Below are 2,361 nucleotides of genomic sequence, written 5' to 3'. Positions count from 1 at the left end.
GGTCCTTCAGTCCTTCCAGGCCGGGCTCCTCGACGAAGGCGCGGAGCATGGAGGGGACGAAGTGGGCGGTGGTGACGCGCTCGTCGGCCATGAGGCGCACGAGGTACGTCGGGTCCTGGTGGCCACCAGGACGGGCGAGCACCATGCGAGCGCCCGTCATGAGGGGCCAGAAGAACTCCCAGACGGAGACGTCGAAGCTGAAGGGCGTCTTCTGGAGCACCGTGTCCGCAGCGGAGAGGCCGTACTGCTGCTGCATCCAGAGGAGGCGATTGACGACGCCCTGGTGGGCATTCATCGCGCCCTTGGGGCGGCCGGTGGAGCCGGAGGTGAAGATGACGTAGGCCAGCGCCTCGGGGCCGGCCAGTGGCACGGGGCGGGAGGTCGGCTGGGACGCGACGGAGTCCCACTGCGTGTCGAGGCAGAGGACCTTCGCATCGTGCGGCGGGAGGACGGAGGTGAGACGCTCCTGCGTCAGGATGACGGGAGCGGCGGTGTCCTCGAGCATCCACGCGAGGCGCTCGCGCGGGTAGGCCGGGTCCATGGGGACGTAGGCGGCGCCGGACTTGAGGACGCCCAGGAGGGCGACGACCATCTCCAGGGAGCGCTCGAGGCAGACACCAACGAGGGACTCGGGGCCGACGCCCAGCGAGCGCAGGTGGTGGGCGAGCTGGTTGGCCCTCGCGTCGAGCTGGGCGTAGGTGAGAGCTTCGCCTTCGAAGCGGATGGCCTCCGCTTCCGGCGTGCGCTGCACCTGCGCCTCGATGAGCGCATGCAGGCTCACGTCACGCGGGTACGCCACCCGGGTGTCGTTCCACGCCTGCACCTGCGCGAGCTCATCACCGGTGAGCAGGCCCAGCTTCCGCAGGGGCTGGTCCACGGCGGAAGTGATGGCCTCCAGCAGGACGCGGTAGTGCCGCCCCATCCGCTCGGCCGTCGCGGCGTCGAAGAGGTCGGTGTTGTAGTTGAGTGCCGTCTCCAGGTAGCCGTTGACCTCCACAACGCCGAGGCCGAGGTCGAACTTCGCGGCCTCCTCCGCGGGAGGCAGCAGCGCCAGCTCCAGGCCGGGGAGCTTCATCGCCTCGCCCGGCGTGTTGTGGAAGGTGAAGCTGACCTGGAAGAGCGGGCTGCGGCTCGGGTCTCTCCGAGGCTGGAGCTCCTCCACCAGCTTCTCGAAGGGGAGGTCCTGGTGCTCGTACGCAGCCAGCGTGCGCTGCCTGACCTGGGTCAGCAGCTCGCGGAAGGACTGGTGGTTGTCGATGGTCGCACGCAGCACCAGCGTGTTGACGAAGAAGCCGATGAGGCCTTCGACCTCCGCGCGGTTGCGGTTGGCGATGGGCGCACCGACGGTGATGTCCTCCTGGCCCGAGTAGCGCGACAGCAGCAACTGCAGGGCTGCCAGCATCACCATGAAGGGCGTGGCCCCCTCACGCTGCGCCAGCTCCTTCACCGCGTCACTCAGCTCGCGCGGCAGCGGAATCAGCAGGGTGGAGCCCCGGTACGTCTGCAGCGCGGGACGCGGCCGGTCCGTGGGCAGCTCCAGCGCGGCGGGCGCGCCGGCCAATTGCTGGCGCCACCAGTCCAGCTCCTGCTTCAGCACGTCGCCCTGCAGCCACTGCCGCTGCCAGACCGAGTAGTCCGCGTACTGCACGGGTAGCGGTGCCAGCCGTGCCGGCTCGCCCCCCTGGAACTGGACGTAGTACGCACCCAGCTCCCGCACCATGACGGAGACGGACCAGCCGTCCGAGACGATGTGGTGCAGCGTCACCAGGAGCACGTGCTCCTGAGGCGTCAGGCGCAGCAGGGTGGTGCGCACCAGCGGACCCTGCGCGAGGTCGAACGGACGCTGCGACTCCTCCGCGGCGAGCCGTCGCGTCTCCTCGTCGCGCTGCGCGGGAGACAGGGCGGACAGGTCCACCACCGGCAGCTCGACGCGAGCCTCCGGGCGGATGCGCTGAGTGGGTGCGCCCTCGTGGACCACGAAGTGGGTGCGCAGCGCTTCGTGTCGCTGGGCCAGTGCGTGCAGCGCCTGATGCAGCGCGCTGACGTCCAGCGTGCCGTTGAGCTTCAGCGCCCACGGGATGTTGTAGGCCGCGCTGCCGGGCTGGAGCTGGTCGATGAACCACAGGCGCTGCTGAGCGAACGACAGTGGCAGCTCGCCGTCACGCGACGCGCGCTGGAGTGGCGGAGTCCGCACGTCGGGCTGCGAAGCCCCCTTGGATTCCAGGCGCTCGGCAAGGAGGGCGACAGTGGGCGCGGAGAAGAGCTCGCCCAGGGGCAGCTCGACGTTCAGCGTGGCGCGGATGCGGGAGACCACCTGCGTGGCCAGCAGTGAGTGGCCGCCCAGGTCGAAGAAGTCACCGT

The 2,361-nt window shown here is 69.9% G+C and carries 1 protein-coding gene; it reads right to left on the bottom strand.

Going from position 1 to position 2,361, the window contains the following annotated elements:
* On the bottom strand, positions 1–2,361 hold a 2,361-nt coding region (locus LXT23_RS49460), incomplete at both ends, for a condensation domain-containing protein (protein ID WP_253987553.1).

The sequence above is a fragment of the Pyxidicoccus xibeiensis genome, from assembly GCF_024198175.1.
Lineage (GTDB): Bacteria > Myxococcota > Myxococcia > Myxococcales > Myxococcaceae > Myxococcus > Myxococcus xibeiensis.
Note: the sequence above shows the minus strand (reverse complement) of the source record. Positions and strands in the feature narration are given on the sequence as shown.